The organism is Brevundimonas sp. AVps7 (genome assembly GCF_058681545.1).
In genome coordinates this window covers 511164-528664 of record NZ_CM178742.1, presented here as the reverse complement: position 1 = coordinate 528664, position 17501 = coordinate 511164, and the positions used below count along the sequence as shown (strand labels likewise).

14 protein-coding genes and 1 pseudogene are annotated in these 17501 nt (G+C 66.6%); 6 read left to right on the top strand and 9 right to left on the bottom strand.

Annotated elements, in window-relative coordinates; translation table 11 throughout:
* Positions 1 to 3: 3 nt before the first annotated feature.
* On the top strand, positions 4 to 564 hold the full coding sequence (locus ACW17Y_RS02645; protein WP_492037236.1) for a hypothetical protein: 561 nt from the start codon (positions 4 to 6) through the stop codon (positions 562 to 564).
* Positions 565 to 570: 6 nt separating this feature from the next.
* Here ACW17Y_RS02645 and ACW17Y_RS02640 read toward each other — a convergent pair whose 3' ends face one another.
* Positions 571 to 1479, bottom strand: a complete 909-nt coding sequence (locus ACW17Y_RS02640) for a hypothetical protein (protein WP_492037235.1) — start codon at positions 1477 to 1479, stop codon at positions 571 to 573.
* A gap of 211 nt (positions 1480 to 1690) precedes the next feature.
* Here ACW17Y_RS02640 and ACW17Y_RS02635 point away from each other — a divergent pair.
* Positions 1691 to 2052 (top strand): annotated as a pseudogene (locus ACW17Y_RS02635) (endonuclease domain-containing protein).
* 76 nt (positions 2053 to 2128) lie between these two features.
* Here ACW17Y_RS02635 and rpoD read toward each other — a convergent pair.
* Positions 2129 to 4090, bottom strand: a complete 1962-nt coding sequence (rpoD, locus tag ACW17Y_RS02630) for an RNA polymerase sigma factor RpoD (protein WP_492037234.1) — start codon at positions 4088 to 4090, stop codon at positions 2129 to 2131.
* Positions 4091 to 4183: 93 nt separating this feature from the next.
* The gene (gene dnaG, locus ACW17Y_RS02625; protein WP_492037233.1) at positions 4184 to 6055 is read right to left on the bottom strand and encodes a DNA primase; all 1872 of its coding nucleotides are present in this window, start codon (positions 6053 to 6055) and stop codon (positions 4184 to 4186) included.
* A gap of 200 nt (positions 6056 to 6255) precedes the next feature.
* Here dnaG and ACW17Y_RS02620 point away from each other — a divergent pair, with 200 nt between their 5' ends.
* Positions 6256 to 6522, top strand: a complete 267-nt coding sequence (locus ACW17Y_RS02620; RefSeq protein WP_492037232.1) for a hypothetical protein — start codon at positions 6256 to 6258, stop codon at positions 6520 to 6522.
* Positions 6523 to 6573: 51 nt separating this feature from the next.
* Here ACW17Y_RS02620 and ACW17Y_RS02615 read toward each other — a convergent pair whose 3' ends face one another.
* The 6 genes from ACW17Y_RS02615 to ACW17Y_RS02590 all read right to left on the bottom strand — a co-directional run bounded on the left by ACW17Y_RS02615 (position 6574) and on the right by ACW17Y_RS02590 (position 12082).
* Complete coding sequence (locus ACW17Y_RS02615) at positions 6574 to 7305, bottom strand: hypothetical protein (RefSeq protein ID WP_492037231.1); 732 nt, start codon at positions 7303 to 7305, stop codon at positions 6574 to 6576.
* A gap of 21 nt (positions 7306 to 7326) precedes the next feature.
* Complete coding sequence (locus ACW17Y_RS02610) at positions 7327 to 7791, bottom strand: acetyltransferase domain-containing protein (protein ID WP_492037230.1); 465 nt, start codon at positions 7789 to 7791, stop codon at positions 7327 to 7329.
* A 68-nt stretch (positions 7792 to 7859) separates the two neighbouring features.
* Complete coding sequence (locus ACW17Y_RS02605) at positions 7860 to 8993, bottom strand: patatin-like phospholipase family protein (RefSeq protein WP_492037229.1); 1134 nt, start codon at positions 8991 to 8993, stop codon at positions 7860 to 7862.
* Positions 8994 to 9010: 17 nt separating this feature from the next.
* Positions 9011 to 9967, bottom strand: a complete 957-nt coding sequence (locus ACW17Y_RS02600) for a hypothetical protein (RefSeq protein ID WP_492037228.1) — start codon at positions 9965 to 9967, stop codon at positions 9011 to 9013.
* A 1-nt stretch (position 9968) separates the two neighbouring features.
* Complete coding sequence (gene carA / locus ACW17Y_RS02595) at positions 9969 to 11126, bottom strand: glutamine-hydrolyzing carbamoyl-phosphate synthase small subunit (RefSeq protein ID WP_492037227.1); 1158 nt, start codon at positions 11124 to 11126, stop codon at positions 9969 to 9971.
* 251 nt (positions 11127 to 11377) lie between these two features.
* On the bottom strand, positions 11378 to 12082 hold the full coding sequence (locus ACW17Y_RS02590) for an SDR family NAD(P)-dependent oxidoreductase (RefSeq protein WP_492037226.1): 705 nt from the start codon (positions 12080 to 12082) through the stop codon (positions 11378 to 11380).
* Positions 12083 to 12193: 111 nt separating this feature from the next.
* On the opposite strand from ACW17Y_RS02590, the gene ACW17Y_RS02585 reads away from it, so the two are divergent.
* The 3 genes from ACW17Y_RS02585 to ACW17Y_RS02575 all read left to right on the top strand — a co-directional run bounded on the left by ACW17Y_RS02585 (position 12194) and on the right by ACW17Y_RS02575 (position 17472).
* Positions 12194 to 13153 (top strand): acyl-CoA thioester hydrolase/BAAT C-terminal domain-containing protein, encoded by a 960-nt coding sequence (locus tag ACW17Y_RS02585; RefSeq protein WP_492037225.1) that lies wholly within the window; start codon positions 12194 to 12196, stop codon positions 13151 to 13153.
* 48 nt (positions 13154 to 13201) lie between these two features.
* Positions 13202 to 13909 carry an HAD family hydrolase gene (locus tag ACW17Y_RS02580; RefSeq protein WP_492037224.1) on the top strand — a complete coding sequence of 236 codons (708 nt, stop codon included), beginning with the start codon at positions 13202 to 13204 and terminating at the stop codon, positions 13907 to 13909.
* Positions 13910 to 14100: 191 nt separating this feature from the next.
* A complete protein-coding gene (locus ACW17Y_RS02575; protein WP_492037223.1) occupies positions 14101 to 17472 on the top strand; it encodes a TonB-dependent receptor domain-containing protein in 3372 nt (1123 codons plus the stop codon).
* The last annotated feature ends 29 nt before the right edge of the window (positions 17473 to 17501 follow it).

The window sequence follows — 17501 nt, the reverse complement described above, 5'->3', positions numbered from 1 at the left end:
AATATGCTGGCGCTCGACACCCGGATGCAAGCACCTGCGACGCATCGTACCGCCACGGCGCTCAAGCACCTGCACGACCAGATCAACCGGGCGACGATGCAGGCCTGCGGCTGGGACGACCTGATCCCGCTTCTTTCTCTTTCGTCATCCTCCGGCGAAGCGCAGCGGAGACCGGGGGACGTAGCGGCGCGCGAGAGCGCGAACCTGTCGCACACGCCGGATTCTGACACCTCACGTGAACAGATCGCCTTCGGCGCCGCTGCGTCCCCCGGTCCGGGCTTCGCCCGGCCGGAGGATGACGAAAGCAAAAAGTTGGACGAAATCATCCTTGAACGCCTCGTCGCCCTGAACGCCGAGCGCGCGGCGGAGGAGGCCGCCGGCCACGTCCGCTGGCTGCGTCCGGACGATCAGATCCCCCGCTTCGCCAAGGCCGCCGCTGCCGCCAGGTCCGCTACGCCGAGATCACCCCCCTGCCAAACGGGACCTTCACCGCGAAGCGGGCGGCCTGATCCCCCTCTCCCGCCCGGAGAGGGGGCTCGTGTGTGTGGCGGAGGCAAGGACTGACGCCGCCTAGAGCCGCCGCACGCGGGGTCCGCGCTCGACCTCGGGCGGCTCGACGGGCTGTCGCGTCTCTTCCTCTTGCCCGTCGCTCGCCCAGGCCGGCGGCCATTCGATCCCGCCCATGTCGATCTCGCCGCCGAAGCCGCCGCGCGTCAGACCGACATGCTGGCGCATCATCCGGTCCGGGGGCGCCGGCGGCGGTTCCGCCGGTCTCAACCGGCCGTGCTCGTCCCAGTAGCGGCTGGCCCAGCCGCCGGAGACGCCCCGGGCGAAGTCGGCGAGGGCCTGCTCGGGGCCCAGGGTCCCGGCGCGCCAGCGCAGGGCCGAAGCCGCCCAGCCGTCGGCGATGTCATAGCCCCGGTCGCTGAGCATGGCGTGGGCCATCGTCAGGGCGCGCCGACCCCACGCCTCCTCCAGTCGCGCGGTCTCGGCCTCTCTCCAGGCCGCCTTCTCTTCGGCCCAGGCGGCGCGAAGGGCCTCCTGTTCGGCCTCCCACTCCTCGACCGTCGGCAGGTGTTCGGGCGGGCTCGCCTCACGCAGCCGCACAAGCGTCTCGGCGGCCTTCAGCAGGCCGGCGGCCTCCGCCCCCCGTCCGGCGGCGATGGCGACGCCCGCGCGCGCCAGCGCCGCCTCGAAGGCGTCGGCGGGATCGATCTCGACGGGCGGTTCGGCCGGCGCCGCAGACATCGGGTCGGCGCGACCCGCGACGCGGATCTCCTCCGCCTGCGTCTCTGCATCCGCCTCGGCCATCATCGCCTTGCGGGTCCAGCCCTCGGCATTGGCCCGGAATCTGAGATTGCCGAGGCCGACGTCGAACCGCCGCGCGACCGAGGCCGCCGTCTCGCCGGCCAGATAGGCCTGCCTGACCCTGGCCCACACCGCCGGGGACCGCTGTTTGATTTCGCGCCGCTCTGTCATCCGCGCATCATGGACCGCCGGTACGCCAGAATCGGTCGGAGCCGCTGACAAGGTTGGTCAGGTTGGCGTTCGGGACTGGTGGGTTTGGTCAGCGACGGGGGCGGAGCGCTGTACTTGCGCTCTACTTCCTTTCGTCTTCTTCCTTCTCCCCTTGTGGGTGGAGAAGACGCGCATCGCGCGGCGACGACGGGTGGCTCGCGAAGCGAGACGGATGAGGGGTATGGCGGACCAGACACGACGTCTGCGGGCAGGAATGACCGTCGCGGAAACGGCGATGTGGAGGCTGCTGCGCGATCGGCGGTTCGAAGGCGTGAAATTTCGCCGACAGACCCGGATCGGGCCGTGGATCGCGGACTTCTGCTGTTACGAGCTCAAGCTGGTGATCGAACTGGATGGCGGCATTCACCGGCTGCGCGAGGAGCGTGACCGGCTGCGGGACGCCATCTGAACCGCCGGGGCTTCGTGGTTCTGAGGTTCGGAAACGAGGCTGTCCTGACCAACCCCAACATCGTGTTCGACGCCATCCGCCGGCATGCGGACCGACCACCCCCTCATCCGTCAGGCTCCGCCTGACACCTTCTCCCACGAGGGGAGAAGGACGATGCAAAAAGGGCCGCCCCCTTCCGGACGCGGCCCTGATCCCTCGACCTCAGCTGTCCAGGAAGCTCCGCAGCTTCCGCGACCGGCTCGGGTGCTTCAGCTTCCTCAGCGCCTTGGCCTCGATCTGACGGATCCGCTCGCGGGTGACCGAGAACTGCTGGCCGACCTCTTCAAGCGTGTGGTCGGTGTTCATGCCGATGCCGAAGCGCATGCGCAGGACGCGCTCCTCGCGCGGCGTCAGCGACGCCAGCACGCGGGTGGTGGTCTCGCGAAGGTTGCTCTGGATCGCAGCGTCGATGGGCAGGATCGCGTTCTTGTCCTCGATGAAGTCGCCCAGGTGCGAGTCTTCCTCGTCGCCGATCGGCGTTTCGAGCGAGATGGGCTCCTTGGCGATCTTCAGGACCTTGCGGACCTTCTCCAGCGGCATGGCCAGCTTTTCGGCCAGTTCTTCCGGGGTCGGCTCGCGGCCGATCTCGTGCAGCATCTGGCGGCTGGTGCGGACGATCTTGTTGATCGTCTCGATCATATGGACCGGGATGCGGATGGTCCGCGCCTGGTCGGCGATCGAGCGGGTGATCGCCTGACGGATCCACCAGGTGGCGTAGGTCGAGAACTTGTAGCCGCGGCGGTACTCGAACTTGTCGACCGCCTTCATCAGGCCGATGTTGCCCTCCTGGATCAGGTCCAGGAACTGCAGGCCGCGGTTGGTGTATTTCTTGGCGATGGAGATCACGAGGCGCAGGTTGGCCTCGACCATTTCCTTCTTGGCCTGACGGGCCTCGCGCTCGCCCTTCTGGACGGTCTGGACGATGCGGCGATAGTCGTCGATCGGCAGGCCGGCCTCGGTCGCCACGGCGGCGACGTCGCCCCGGATGGTGGCGATCTGGGTCGACTGGTCGTCACTGAACTTGGTCCAGCGGACGCCCATTTCCTTGACCGTTTCCGACCAGTTGGGGTCGAGTTCGCGGGTGAAATAGGCCTTCAGGAACTCGGGGCGCGAGATGCCGTAGCTGTCGGCGAGACGCAGCAGACGACCTTCCAGGCCGATCAGCCGCTTGTTGATCGCGTACAGCTGCTCGACCAGGGCCTCGATGCGGTTGTTGTTCAGCTTCAGCGTCTTCAGCCGGCCCGAGATCGCCGCCGACAGGGTGTCATAGGCCTTGCGGTCCTTGGCGCTCAGGTCCTCGCCCTTCAGGCGCGTATCGACCAGCTTCTCCTGCAGCTTTCTGAAGGCGTCGAAGTCCGAGGCGATGGCGTCCAGGGTCTCCATGACCCCGTCGCGCAGCTCGGCTTCCAGCGCCGAGATCGACATCCCGCCGCCGTCGTCGAAGTCTTCGTCTTCCTCGTCCTGTTCCGGCTTGTCGGCCTCGGCCTCGGCGCCTTCTTCCGGCTCCGGCTTGGGCGGAATCGGCTGGCCGGGAATCGGCGGCTGGGGCTGGTTGTGCGGCAGGGACGAGGGGTTCAGCACGCCGTAGGTGGCGTCCAGGTCGATGACCTCGCGCAGCAGGATGCGGTTGTTGGCCAGTTCGTCGCGCCACACCATGATGGCCTCGAACGTCAGGGCGCTCTCGCACAGACCCGAGATCATGGCGTCGCGACCGGCCTCGATCCGCTTGGCGATGGCGATCTCGCCCTCGCGCGACAGCAGCTCGACACTCCCCATCTCGCGCAAATACATGCGCACAGGATCGTCAGTCCGGTCATAGGTCGGCTTGGCATCGCCCTCGGTGACCGAAGTCTCCGCGCGCTCGGCGACTTCGCCGCCCGTCGTCTCCGCCGCGTCTTCCTCGGCCTCGACAACATTGACGCCCATCTCGCTGAGCATCGCCAGCGTGTCTTCGATGGCGTCAGGCGTGACTTCTTCCGAAGGCAGAACCTTGTTCAGCTCCTCCATCGTCACATAGCCACGCGCCTTGGCCTGCTTGATGAACTTCTTGACGCCCGCATCCGTCAGATCAAGCAAAGGCCCATCCGTGGACGTGGACTCGGGCGGTTCCTGCGTATCGGTCATTCAGTCAAATTCTCCGTGCCGTCAGGACCCCGCCGGCCCCTCGGCAAAAATGCAACATTCGTTCGGAAATAGAACGTATACGGGCCGCGTTCGTTACGAACCCGCCTCATCGTCCCAAATCGTCCCGGTCTTGATGGCTCGCCGCAATGCGTCGCGCTCCGCCTTCAGACGACTGAAGGCGGATGCGTCGAAGGCGTGATCCGCCCCCGACTTCGCTGACGCCAGCGCCGCGTCCAGTCCCGCAACGCGGGTCAGGGCGTCGAAGCCTTGCGACCACCGGACCCTTGCTTCGGCGAGGGGCGCACTTGCGGCCAGGAAAGGCGCGCCGGACTTTGCCGCCGCCTTCTCGACCTCGCGCACTAAAGCATCGTGTCCGGAGGTCGCGAGATGGCGACGCAAGGCCGCGCTGTCAAGCGTTTGGCCCCCGAAACGCAGCCGAACCAGCTCCTGCGCCAGCCCGTCCAGCGACGGATCGCCGAAGCCGTGCGAGGCGATGGCCTCCAGATGATCGTCCATCCGCTCGGGGTCTTCGATGGCTCCATGGGCCAGCGCCGCCGCGATCGGTTCAATCGACCGGCTCAGCGCCTGCATGGCCGATGCGCCCTCTGCGGTCTGGCCCAGCTTCGGCGGCAGCCCGGGCTTCCAGCGTCCGCCGGTCTGCGGAGCCCGCTGCTGTGGCGCCGACCGGCTGGGAAACAGGGCATCGAAGCGGTCGAACAACTCGCGCCGGTACTGCTCGGCCAGGTCCTTGTCCTGGATCGCCGCCGCCGCTGAGCGCAGACGCCCCTTCAGCCCGGCGCGACGCTCCGGCGTATCCAGCGGTTCGGCCTCTGCCTCGCGGCGGAACAGGACCTCGGCGAAGGTCCGCGTCTCGGTCATCGCCTGACGCAAAGCCGGCGCGCCCTTGTCGCGAAGGATGTCGTCGGGGTCCTGCCCGCCTTCCAGCAAGGCGAAGCGGAACGACCGGCCGGGCTTCAGCAGTGGCAATGCGCGTTCGATGGCGCGATAGGCCGCGCGCTGCCCGGCTCCATCGCCGTCGAAACACAGCACCGGCTCTGATGACACCCGCCACAACAGGGCCATCTGATCCTCTGTCAGGGCCGTGCCCATCGGCGCCACGGCCGGCAGGCCCGCGCGCTGGCAGGCGATGACGTCCATGTATCCCTCGACCACGATCACGGCCTGGGTCGATTTGGACTCGGCCCCGAGGATGCGTCGCGCCTCAGGCAGGCCGTAGAGGGTCGCACCCTTGTGGAAGAGCGGGCTCTCCGGCCCGTTCAGGTATTTGGCCCGGTCGTCGGGGTTCATGGCCCGGCCGCCGAAGCTGACCAGCCGCCCGCGCGCGTCCAGGATCGGGAACATCAGCCGGTCGCGGAAGCGGTCGTAGGGCGCGCCGCCTCCTTCCGGCGAGATCAGCATCCCCATCTCGACCAGGTCGCCCGGCTTGGCGCCGCGCTGGACCAGGGCCTGCTTCAGCCCCTCGCGGTCGTTTGGCGCATAACCGAGACCGAACCGCTCCCACTGATCCTCTGGCAAGCCGCGCCGTTCCAGATATTCGCGCGCCGATTTCCCGGTCGACCGGCGCAGGTTCGCCGCGAACCATTTCTGGGCGAGATCCATCCAGTCCGACAGGCCCTGCTTCTTCGCCTCGCGTTCGGCCGCCTGCGGATCCTCGGCCGGCATCTGCATCCCGGCCTCGGCGGCCAGACGTTCGACTGCCTCAGGGAAGCTCAGTCGCTCGGTCTCCTGCAGAAAGGAGATGACGTCGCCATGCTTGCCGGAAGAGAAATCGTGGAAGAAACCCTTGTCGTCATTGACGAAGAACGACGGCGACTTCTCCTTCGAGAACGGGCTCAGCCCGACCCACTCGCGCCCCTGACGCTTGAGTTTCACCGACCGGCCGATCACGTCGGACGGGCGAAGGCGGGCCTTCAGTTCTTCCAGGAAGCGGTCATCGAAACGCACCCGCTCTCTATAGCGTGCGACGGGCGGGCATGGCGGTTAACCTCTCATTAACTAAAAAGGCGAAACCGCGACCATAAGATCATGTTTTATCAGGACATTTTTTGGACCGATTGGGGAACTATCCACAGGAGACAGGGTTAATCCACTGTTCACTCCGGCACAGAAGAGCCGATCACCCCATTCGAGCCAGAGCCGTTTCCATGTTCATCGCCATCGCCCAACCGGCGGTCGAGCCCATCGGACCCGACCCCGTCGCCGTTCCCTACGCCCCCACGATCCACGACCTGAACCCGCGCGCACTTCACGCCCGCCTGTTGGCCAACGCCGCCCAGCGCCGGCTGCGCGGTCTGGAGCGAAAGCGCGCCGACCGGCCTGAAGACGCCGCCTACTGGTTGCATGCCGCCCCGGTCGCGGTGCGCAAGGCCTGTGCGCTGCGCGAGGAACGCAGCTTCGCGCCGCTGCCCTGACCTCGTCGTCCGCGCTCAAGCAGCGAGGCGCCAAACGAGAGGGCTCTTCGCTCAAAGATACCCCAGCCACCAGTCGCGGCGGCGCGCCTTGACGCCCGCGAACCAGCGAACCAGCGGATAGAGCACGGCGAGGATGATCAGCCAGACGCCATAGACGGCCGGCAGGCTCAGGCCCCAGCCCTCTGGCGGACCCGAGAACAGGGAGTTGATGAAGGCGGAGGCCGGATACCCCATGGCCATGCCGATCCCCATGGCCGCAAGATGCGCCATGTAGATGTGCAGTACATAGGCGAACAACGGCGCCCTGCCGAAGGCCAGCAGGAACGACGCCGCCAGACCCTTCAGTCGCTCCAGCCAGGGCAGCAACATCAGCGCTGGCCCGATCGTCATCAGCACAAACAGGGGCGAGGGCGGGTTCTTGCGCACGTCGAGAAAGTCGCCGACCGTCTTCCACAGCTCGGAATGGACCTGCCATGGGTGCGGGTCGGAGGCGATCGGCAGTCCTCTCACGACGAGAAAGGCGGCTGTCATCGACAGGCCGAGCACGGTCAGCGCCCGTCGCCGGGCCGCCGTCTCCAGAGTGAATAGCCCTCCCAGCCCGTAGCCCAGGCAGGCGATGCCGAACCAGGGCAGCACCGGATAGACGACCAGCACCGGCACGCCGCCGACGGGGGCCATCCCGTTTCCCATCAGGGCAGTCCAGACAGGTCCCCCGGCCCCCGGCGTCTCCGCCGACACCGGCTCCAGCAGAAGGCGGCCGATCAGGATGAAAGCGCCCAGCACCAGGACCGCGCGCGGCGGCGCCTAGGTCAACAGCGACAGCAGCACCATCGACCAGCCGATAGCCCAGATCACTTGCAGGAAGACGACCACAGGGGTGTGGAACTGCCAGCCGAAGCCGACCACGGTCAGTTCCAGCACCACCAGCCACAGCCCGCGCGTCAGGAGAAAGCGCGACAGCTGTCCCGGACTCTTGCCGTTGAAACGCTGCAGATAGGCCCCGACGCCCGCCAGCAGAACAAAGGTCGGGGCGCAGAAATGGGTGATCCAGCGCGTCGCGAACAGCGCCGGGTTGGTCAGGTCCGGATTCAGGGCGTCGAATGCAACGCTGGGATGGACGAAGTCCCTGACGTGATCCAGCACCATCAGACAGATCACCAGGCCCCGCAGCATGTCGATACCGTCGATGCGCGCCGCACCGGTTCGCGTCACGCCACCGGCGGTCGGACTGGCCAGTGGCGCATCATGGGCTCGTGCGGCAGCGGTCATGACGATCTCCCCTTGTGGAGCAAGGTTCCATCAAGGTCGCCCCGCCGCAAGTCTCGCAGGACGGAGCCCTAGCGCCAGGCGTCGCCCGAGATCGCGCCCTGGCGACCGACTTCATAGACAGCGCTCATCGACTCCACGCTGAAGTCCAGGGCCGAGGCCTCGGAATCGTTGGGCAGTGCGGCGTAACGGAAGAACAGATCGTTGCGGTCGGCGAACGCCTTGTTGCCCGCCAGCGTCGTCAGCAGGGAGGCGCGCAGCAGGATATCGATGCTGCGCCCCAGTACGCCCTGCGGCGTATCCTTGGTGATCTCGAAGGTCGGATTGGTCCGGCCGTTGACGACGACATAGAAGCGGGCGCCGCGCAGGGTGTCGGACGGCTCCTTGAACGACCACAGGGTCTCCGGCACCGCGAGGAAGGGCGTCGTCACCCCGCCGTCGACATGCATCTCCTCGAAATACAGGCCTGCGTTGTCGGACTGGATCAACACGGGCGGAAAGGCGCCGGGAATGCTGGCCGAGGCGACCAGTACGCTGCGGAACAGCTCCAGCGCCTCGGGCGTGCCCTGCGTCGCTATGGCGCCCAGATCCCAGCTGACGCCGCGCTGGGAATCCAGATCCGTGGTGGCGACCAGCAGCACCCGCCCCTTGGCGTACTCGGTCGCAACCTCGCGCAACAGGTCCTGATCCACGAACTGTTCGACGAGGGCCCGCAACGGCTCTGACCTGTAGATGCCCGACCCGATCAGGGCGCCCAGTCCCCGGGATTGCAGCAGGCCGGCCGCCGCGCCGCCGGTGTAGGCCTCGGCGAGTTCGTCGTCGTAGTCGGCTCCCAGGAAGACGAACGGCGCGGCCAGGGCCCCCGTCGACACTCCCGTCACGACCTCGAAGTCCGGCCGCTCGCCCGTCTCGCTCCACCCCTTCATCAGACCGGCGGTAAAGGCGCCGTTCGAGCCGCCGCCGGACAGGGCGATGAAGTCCAGCCGCCCGTCGGGACCCAGCGGAACACCCTCGCGGAACGCCTGCTGGAAGATCGCCGCCCGGTCTTCGGCGTCCAGATAGACACGGATCGGATGGTTGGGCGCGGAGATCAGGCCCATCGGCCTTGCGCCTTGCCGGTCCTGAATGTCGAACGAAGACCGCGCCCCGCTGGCGCAGGCGCCGAGCATCAGGACTAGGGCGAGAAGGATCAGACGAACCGGCATGACCTCAGCCTATCACGTCAGCGCAGTTCAGGCAGGCGACGCATGAGGGACTCTCGCAGACGTCGGCCGCGTTGGGCAGCGCTCTTGGGACGAACGCGTTCACGCACCTCCAGCCCCCTGCCCCAAAGGCCGCGCACCGCTTCGGCAAGGTGGGGATGGCGATCGTATTGATGGACGATCGCGCTGACGGAACCGTCGGGGTTGACCACCTCGCTGCTCGCGAACGTCAGGGTCACGCCGGGCGTCAGGCCGATGGTGGCGACCCGGCCGTAGTTCTCGCGCACCTGGGCCTCCACCAGCCCAAGATGCACCGCGATATTGCAGGCCGCCTGGTCCGCGCCGAAGGCCCCGCCGATCTCCGAACGCGGAATAGCCGCCAGCATCAGCACCATTCGGCAGAACCGGGCGACCTCACGGGCCGGCCCCATGACGGTGCCGACGCAGATGGCCGGGGCCGAAGCGAGCTCTGTCGCCATCCCCTCTCCGGCCAGGGCGCGAAGGTATTTCATGTTGAAGGCATGGTCGCCGAGAGCGTCGCCCTCGACGAAGACCTCGAGCCCCGTCGGGGCAGGCGCGAACGGCGACCGCTGGAACAGGACGTCGCGCACGTCGGTCAGCAGGACGTTCCGCGCCTCGGGGTGACCCGCGAGATATCGATTGTAGGCTGCGAACCGGGCCATTACGGCGTGGGGCTCCCAGCCGTCGACGGTCCCGGCCGGCAGGAACCGGACGTCATGCTCTTCCAGCAAGGCGCGGACGTCAGGCCGATCGTCGACGACGAGGGCGATCCGGCCATCGAAGACGGCGCGCAGCGACCGCAGGAAGGGCGCGATGTCATGGGGATCGTAGCCGGTCGCATACCCCAGCACGAGGTCGTGCGGCGCCGCCGAGAAGGTTCGGGACACCCCCCTGTCCTTCGCCAGCGCGACGGCGAGCCAGCCCAGAAAGGCCGAGGTCGCCGTGGGAGTGCTCATGCTACGCCTTCATCAACGCACTGAACCGATCGAACAGATACAGGCTGTCAGTCGGCCCCGGAGAGGCCTCCGGGTGGTGCTGGACGCTGAACACCGGACGGTCCTTCAGCTGGATGCCGCAGTTCGTACCGTCGAACAGCGACACATGAGTTTCCACCACCGCGTCGGGCAGGCTGTCGCGATCGACGGTGAAGCCGTGGTTCATGGAGACGATCTCGACCTTGCCGGTCGTCAGATCCTTCACCGGGTGGTTCGCGCCGTGGTGACCCTGGTCCATCTTCACCGTCTTCGCGCCGAGCGCGAGAGCCAGCATCTGATGGCCCAGGCAGATGCCGAAGACCGGCTTGCCGCTGTCGACCAGCTTCCTGATTTCCGGCACCGCGTACTCGCCCGTCGCCGCCGGATCGCCCGGACCGTTCGACAGGACGACGCCGTCCGGCGAGCGAGCCAGGATTTCCTCGGCCGTCGTCGTCGCCGGCACCACGGTGATCTTCGCGCCCGTCGAGGCCAGGGCGCGCAGGATGTTCCGCTTCACGCCGTAGTCGACGACGACCACAGTCTTGCGGCCTTCAGTCCTGGGGTGACCTTCCGGCCATTCCCACAGACCTTCATCCCACTCGAACGCCTGGAGGGTCGAAGCGGGCTTGGCGAGGTCGAGTCCGACCAGACCCGTCCACTCCCGCGCCTGGGCGACCAGGGCGTCGAGGTCGAAGTTCCCCTCCGGGTCGTGGGCGATCACCGCGTGCGGCGCGCCATGATCGCGGATCCGCTGGGTCAGGGCGCGGGTGTCGATACCGGCGAGGCCCACGACGCCGCGACGCTTCATCCAGACATCGAAGCTGGAGTCCGAACGCCAGTTGGCCGGGTCGGTCGGCAGGTCGCGGAAGATCGCGCCCCGCGCCGAGGTGTCCGACCCGCCGCCCATCTGTTCGACATCTTCCACGTTCGTGCCGGTGTTGCCGACATGCGGGAAGGTGAAGGCCAGGATCTGGCTCATGTAGGACGGGTCGGTCAGGATCTCCTGATACCCGGTCATGGCGGTGTTGAAGACCACCTCGCCGAGCGCCGAGCCGGTCGCGCCGACCCCCACGCCCTGGAAGATCGTGCCGTCGGCGAGAGCGAGAACGCCGGTCGCGCCGGGAAGAAGCTGTGCGGTCATGGCCGTCCCCTTACACCGAATCCCGGCGAACAAACGGCGGCGTTGCTAAAGGGGTGGCGCTGTCGGGTCAACGCCGCGGATTGAGGCGTCAAGGCTCCCCGCCCGACGCCTGTTGCTTTCGCAGCGGGAGCCCACGCTCGCTCACGCAGCCACGCGTCGGGACATCCGTACAGCCGGGCCGGAAGGATGACCTGCATGTCCTGACAAGGCCTCGTCGGTCCGGCGTCGTCAAGCGGCTCGGTCCGAGACGCCTAGGCGGGGATCCGGGCCCCGTCCCAGGCAAAGACGCCGCCGCTGTCCGCCGCAGTCAGGCCATCGAGAACGCCGAGCAGATACTCCGCAGAGACCGCCGGTGAAAACAGCTTCTCTGCCGCGACGCCTCGCTGAAATGGTTCGCTCAATCCAGTGTTCACCGTCCCCGGATGCAGGCCCGCCACGATCGTCCTGGGATGAGATCGCCCCATCTCGATCGCCAGGTTGCGCACGATCATGTTCAACGCCGCCTTGGACGCCCGGTAGCTGTGCCAGCCACCCAGTCGGTTGTCGCCGATCGACCCGACCCGCGCCGACAGGGTGGCGAACACAGCACGCCGGTCGCGGGGCAGCAACGGAAGGAAATGCTTGGCGACCAGCGCCGGCCCCACTGTGTTGATCCTGTAGTCGCGTAGCAGGTGCTCCGCCGTCATCGCCCTGAACGAGCGTTCCGGGGCCTCGCCGTGGTGCAGCACACCGGTGGCGACGAAGATCAGAACCGGGACCGGCCCCTCCGCGATTCGCCCGGCGGCGGCGGCGATGCTGACCTCGTCTTCCAGATCCAGTCCCGTGACCGAGCGGGACAGGCGGTGAATAGTCGTGAAGCGGCCCGACGCCGCCAGCGCATCGGCAACAGCCGCCCCGATGCCGCCAGAGGCCCCGATAACCACGGCGGAAACGACGTCTGGATCGGGAGCCTGCATGCGCCCGCATCAACGCCCTCCGTCAGAGAAGAACAAGCCGGCATCGCGTCGCGGTCTTGCGCGCTCTCATACTTTGTGTTTCAAAGTTCTTTAGCAATGGAGATCTGAACGATGCCGCCCTCTGCCTTAATCGCCTTTCTCGCTGCGCTCCTGCTCGCTTGCGGCAGCGCAGACACGGCCGAGGCCCAAACCCCGATCCCTGCTGCGGTCGCCAACCCTTCGCCGACGGACCAGGTCCGGACCGCAAATCTAGTCGCTGACTATTTCGCCGCCGATCCGGCCACGGCTTCGCGCGGCGCCGTCATCGTGCTCGGCGGCTCGGAAGGCGGGTTGGGCGGTTCGCGCAATCTGGCTCGGCGGCTGGCGGCCGATGGGTTCAACGCCATCGCCGTCTCCTATTTCGGCGAGGCGGGACAATCGCCAAGCCTGAACGAAATCCCGATCGAGCCCGTCGGCGCCGCCCTGATCTGGCTTCAGGCGCGGCCTGAGGCCGCCGGCCCCGTAGCCGTCATCGGCGTGTCCAAGGGCGCCGAACTGGCCTTGGTGGCCGCCAGCCGCGACCCGCGCATCAAGGCCGTCGCCGTCGGCGTGCCATCGCATCTGGTCTGGCAGGGCATCGACCAGACCGGTGGGGTCACGGGTTCGTCCTGGACGGTCGGAGGCCAGCCGCTGCCCCATACGCCCTACGACTTCAGCCGGGGCTTCATCAGCATCTTCGCCCTGTACGCCGGCGCCGTGGACGCGGCCCCGGCCGAGGCGGAAATTCCGGTCGAGCGTATCGCCGGACCCGTCCTGATGATCTCGGGCCAGGCCGACACCCTGTGGCCGTCCGCCGACATGGCCGCGCGCATCGAGCGTCGCCTCAAGGCCCATGACTTCGCCTTTCCGGTTGTCAACCTCGCCTATCCGGAAGCCGGCCATGCCGTCTTCGGACCGCCGATCCGTGATCCCAACGCCCCGGCGCTGCAGAGCGTGCTCAGCGTCGGCGGCACTATCCCGGCCCTGGTCGCCGCGCGTGCCGACGGCTGGCCCCGAGTGCTGGCCTTTCTGCGCGAGGCGCTGTCGCACTGAAATCCGGAGAGGTCTTGCGTCCTCCCCTGCCTTGGGCGAGACGCGGGCATGACCATCACCACCGTCGGGCTCGATGCCGATGACACTCTCTGGCACAACGAGACCATCTTCCGGCTGACCCATGCGCGGTTCGTGGACCTGCTCGCCGATCACGGCGACGAGGCCACTATCGAGGCCCGGATGGCGGACACGGAGCGGCGCAATCTCCGGCTCTACGGCTACGGCGTGAAGGGCTTCACCCTGTCGATGATCGAGACGGCGATGGAGCTTTGCGATGGCGGGGCGCCGCCCGAGGTCGTGCGCGAAATTCTCGCCGCGGGGCGCGAGATGCTGGGTCATCCCGTCGAGACCCTGCCCGGAGTGGACGAAGCTCTGGCTTCCCTCTCGGAACGCTATCGGCTGGTCCTGATCACCAAGGGAGACCTGATGGACCAGGAACGCAAGGTCGCCGCCTCGGGCCTCGGCGATCTGTTCGCCGCCGTCGAGATCGTCTCCGAGAAGGATCGCGGAACCTACGACCGCATCTTCGCCCGCCATGGCACGGGGGCGAACGAGGCGGTCATGGCCGGCAATTCCGTCAAGTCGGATGTCATCCCGGCCATCGAGGCCGGCGCCTTCGCCGTGCACATTCCCTATCACGTCACCTGGGCCCACGAGATCGCCGAGCCGCCCGTAGATCATCCGCGTTTCGGCCTGTTGACGACGATCGCCGACCTGCCCGCCTGGATAGAGAAAACGCAGATCAACGTAGATTGATTAGTTAGGTTCCCGATATCGGATTGTCCAAGTTAAAGATCTCCGATATTTTGAACTGTGTTAGTATAACAACGAAATAACGTCCTATTTTCTCCTGCAACGCTTGACCTCGATACTGCCTGACGGTTTCTGACTCGCTTAGAAGCGCACGCCCTTGGGGGCGAGCAAGCGTTTGTTCAGTGAGATCTTTAATGTCCGTCTTGCGTTCCCGCCTCCTCGCGACCTCCATCATCTCAGGCGCACTCGCTTTGGCGAGCCCTGTTTTCGCCCAGTCTACGCCCCCTTCGACCGCGCCGACCGCTGTTGGGCCGCAGGACACCCTGGCGCCCGTCGACGTCACGGCCCAACAGGAAGAAGAGTCCGCCCAACTTGACGAGATCGTCGTCACGGGCTCGCGCATTCGGCGCGATCCGGTCAACGCGCCGACGCCGTTGATCCAGGTCTCGCGCGAACAACTGTTGACGACCGGCCAGGCGACGGTGATCGACTATCTGGCCACCATTCCTGCCCTGTCGAACTCGCAGGTGCCGTCCGATACGACGGGCGTGCTGGGTATCGGCGGCCTGTCGTTCGCCAACCTTCGCTCACTCGGCACCGGCCGCACCCTGACCCTGGTCGATGGTCGCCGTCACGTCGGCTCGGCCGGCGGCACCCTGTCGGTCGATGTCGACACCATCCCGCGTCTGCTGATCCAGAACGTCGAAATCATCACTGGCGGCGCCTCTTCAGTCTATGGCGCCGACGCGGTCTCGGGCGTGCTGAACTTCGTGCTGCGCAAGGATTTCGAAGGTCTGGAGATCGACGCCAACTATGGCCAGATCAACCAGGACGGCGAGGCGTCGCAGCGCATCTCGGCCCTGCTGGGTCACAACTTCTTCGACGATCGCCTGAACGTCTACGCCTTCGCCGAATACGAGCAGCTGGACGCCGTCAACTCGCTGGACATCGACTGGCTGCGCGACTCGACCACCCTGCTCGGCGTCGATGCCGACCCGGCCGCATCCCGCTTCGACGGCCAGCGCGATAACGAGCTGTTCCGCGGCTACGTCACGCTTCAGCGCCCGCGCTGGGGCCAGACGACCCTGGCCAACAATCAGCAAGCCTCGGCGCTGAACGATCCTGACGTGCCGTTCGCCGATTGCGCCGCCGTCACCAGCACCACCTGCTATTCGGTTCAGCCCGGCCTGACCTATGTGTTCGACGGACCGGCGGCGCGCCTCGCCAACTTCGGCACACGCATCGGCAACACCGGCGCCAACCGGCCGAACAACATCGGCGGCGACGGCGACAACCCGGCGAGCTTCAGCACGATCACCCGCGTTCCGCAGTCCGAATCCCAGCGCTACCAGGTCGGCGCGACCTTCGACCTGAGCAGCAGCATCACGGCGACCGCCGAAGCGAAATACGTCACCGAGGACACCGAGTTCTCGTCTCAGCCAGACTTTTACGATTTCATCCTGGGCGACGGCCTGCCGAACACCTTCTACGGCGGCCCTACGACCGCGAACCAGATCGGCTCGAACTACAACTTCTTCAACCTGCAAGGTCTGCGGATAGCGGACAACGCCTACATCCCCGACAACCTGCGTCAGGCGATCTACGCCAATCGCATCACCACCTACGCTGCGCCGACCGCCGACTCCGCCAGCGTCGCGACAGGTACGGCGGCCGCGCCCTACGCGCGCCACACCCTGTTCGGCGAAGACCGTGACCAGATCTCGACGCGGGAATTGCAACGCTACGTCGTCGGGCTCGAGGGCAATTACGATCAGGTCAGCTTCGTCAAGAACCTCAACTGGACCCTGTCCTACACCTACGGTCAGGTCGAGGTCGAAGAGACCGAGACGGGCACCGACGCCTTGCGCGTCAACCTCGCGGCTGATGCGGTTCGCGACACAGCGGGCGTTCTCGGTACGCCCGGCGCCATCGTCTGCCGCTCGCGTCTGCTGAACGCCCGCGGCCTGCCGCTTGACGACTACTTCCTGCCCTTCAACGACCTGCGTGACAGCCAGGTCGGTCGCGATGCCGTCGCTCAATGTCAGCCGCTGAACATCTTCGGTGTCGGCAACCAGAGCCAGGCCGCCCGCGACTACATCAACGCCTCGGTCAACTACACCGAGCGCAACGAACAGGAAGACTTCATCGGCTCGGTCTCAGGCCAGCTGTGGGACTTCTGGGGCGCCGGCGCGATTGGCATTGCCCTGGGTTACGAGCATCGCCGCGAATACACCGAAGCCGTGGGCCGCGACGCCTCGGCGGCCGGCCGCGCCCTGTTCCTGAACGGCGGACCGGACTTCCCAGGGTCAGAATACCAGAGCGACGAGTATTTCGGCGAACTGTCGGTGCCGCTGTTCCGCGACTCGTTCCTGGGTGAATACGCCGAGCTGAGCGGGTCCTACCGGACCTTCGACTACACCACCGCCGGAACGGGCGACGTCTACGGCGTCAATCTGGTCTATCGGCCGATCGCCGACATCACCTTCAAGACCAGCTTCAACACCTCGTTCCGGGCGCCGGACCTGGGCGAGAATTTCTCGCCGCTAGGCGAGACCTTCGCAAACGGCTTCATCGATCCCTGCGCCACCGCCAGCATCATCGTGCAGAACGCCGACATCCGGGCCAACCGCGTCGCCAACTGCACCGCCCTGGCCCAGCAGCAGGGTCGGACCTTCGACTTCAACGGTGTCACGGCGACCAACACCGACGACTTCAATCCGATCTACTCGGGCGGAGTTTCGGGCGTGACCGGCGGCAACCCGCTGCTGACGCCTGAAGAGTCCGAATCCTTCACTTTCTCGGTCGCTCTCCAGCCCCGGTTCATCCCGAACTTCAGCCTGGTGCTCGACTACTATGAGATCGAGCTGAACCAGGTGATCGCCTTCGTTTCGGCCCAGACCGCGGCGGACAACTGCGTCAGCGGCCCGGGCCTGAACAGCACTGCCTGCGCCAACATCTTCCGCAACAATCCGGACGTCCCGTTCGGTCTGGGCGCGCCGGTCAACGATCCGATCGGCGGCTTCATCGAAGGGGCCGGCAACTACGCCGCCCTGACCACCCGCGGTCTCGATTTCACGGCCCGGTACGGCTACGACTTCGACGAGATGATGGGCCGTGCCTGGGGCCGTCTGGACTATTCGATCGCTGGCTCGTGGCTGCTGGAGCAGGAGAACTTCCTGGACCCGGCGGTGCCCACGAACTTCACGTCGGACCGTGGCAACCTGTTCTACCCGAACGTCCGCTTCACCTCGTCGCTGACCTACACCCCCAACGACATCTGGAGCGTGAACTGGACGGCGGACTGGCAGTCGGCCAACAACATCCAGCGCAATCGCGACTTCGTGCTGAACGCCGACAACCGCGACACGCAGTACAACGACACGGGCAACTTCGCGCGGAACGACTTCACCGTCCGCTACAATGTCCGCGAGGACACGACGGTTCGGTTCGGCGTGGTCAATGCCTTCGACGAGGAGCAAAGCCCGGCCCTGGGCCAGACGCTCTATTCCAACTTCGACCCCTACGGCCGCCGCTTCTTCGTCGGTGTGAACTTCCGCCCGTTCTAGACCCGTGAGCAGGCCAGACTGACAGGGCG